Consider the following 1,542-nt stretch of genomic DNA (forward strand, 5'->3'; position numbering starts at 1 on the left):
GGGTACGCATACGACGAAGACCGCCTGTTTGACGCATGCGCGCGGGCACCGCGAGCTCTATGATGGCGTTGCGTGAAGGTCAGGCAGCCTGCTGATCGGCGGGCTTGTCGGCTTGGCGCAGGAGCTTCCATTCCCAGGGCAGCAGTTCGTGCAGGCGCGACGCGGGAAGATCGGCGATACGGGCGAGGACGTCGGCGAGCCAGGCCTTGGGATCGACGTCATTGAGGCGACAGGTCGTGATCATCGTCAGCATGATGGCGGCACGGTCGGCGCCACGCTGGCTGCCGGCGAAGGTCCAGTTGCGCCGTCCCAATGCGATGCCTCTCAATGCGCGCTCAGCACAATTGTTGGTCAAGCAGATCCTGCCATCGTCGAGGAAGCGGGCGAAGTCGTCCCAGCGCCTGAGCATGTAGTTGATCGGCTTCAGGACCTCGGAGGAGCGCGAGAGGGTTTCGCGCTCACGCAGCAACCAGACGTGCATGTCCTCGAGAAGCGGCTTGCTCTTTTCCTGGCGCACGGCGCGCCGCTCGTCGGCGCCGCGGCCGTTGATGGCGCGCTCGATCTCGAACAACGCGTCGAGGCGTCTGACCGCCTCCAGCGCGATCGGAGAGACCGGTTTGCCCTTCTTACCGTCCCGAGCATTTTTCTCGATGTCAGCCAGCTCGAAGAAGCCCCGCCGCGCATGGGCAAAGCAAAACGCCGGCGTAATCGGCAGCGCCTTCTTCTGCGGGTCGAACAGCGGCTCGAAGCCGTTGTAGCAATCGGCTTGCAAGATACCGGCGAAGGCGGCCAGATGCTTCTGGGGATGCTCGCCTCGTCGGTCGCTCGAGGCGTAATAGACCGCCGCCGGCGGCGCAGGCCCGGCGAAGGGCCGGTCATCCCGCACATAAGTCCAGATCCGCCCGGTCGTGCACTTGCCCTTCGCCAGGATACGGATGGTGGTATCATCGCCATGAAGGCGCTCGGCCGCGAGCACATGGCGTTCGATCAAGTGGAAGAGCGGCATGACGGCGAAGGTCCCGTGGCCGACCTGGTCGGCGAGCGTCGACAACGGCAGGTCGATCCCCTCGGCCTTGAAGCGCGCACCCTGGCGGTTGAGCGGGATATGCATGCCGAACTTGTCGAACAGGACCGTCGCCAGCAATTGTGGGCCAATGAAGCCACGCGGCGTGGCATGGAACGGCGCGGGCGGCTGGCTGATCTTCTCGCAATCGCGACAGGTGAACTTCTCGCGTACCGTCTCGATCAGCTTGAAGCGGCGCGGAATCTCCTCCAGCGTCTTGGTCACATCCTCACCGATCTTCGCCAGCCGCGATCCACCGCAGCAGGCACAGGCCGTTGGAGCCTCAATGACGACGCGCTCGCGTTCGATGTCGTCCGGCCATGGCTTGCGCACCGGCCGCTTGCGCATGAAGGGGCGGACGTTCTGCGTCTTCGCCGCTGCGGCCTGCGCGGCAAGCTCATCCTCGCTCGCCGTGGTGACGAGTTCTTCGAGCTCCAACTCCAGCTGCTCGAGCAGCCGTGCCATGCGCTCGGAGCGCT

Annotated in this window: 1 protein-coding gene; it reads right to left on the reverse strand. The window is 65.0% G+C overall.

Annotated elements, in window-relative coordinates:
• Positions 1–79 precede the first annotated feature (79 nt).
• Positions 80–1,542, reverse strand: a 1,463-nt coding sequence (locus K289_RS47375) for an IS66 family transposase (RefSeq protein ID WP_035688125.1), incomplete at its 5' end; no start/stop codon positions are given.

This window comes from Bradyrhizobium sp. Cp5.3 (assembly GCF_000426265.1).
GTDB classification, from domain to species: Bacteria; Pseudomonadota; Alphaproteobacteria; order Rhizobiales; family Xanthobacteraceae; genus Bradyrhizobium; species Bradyrhizobium neotropicale.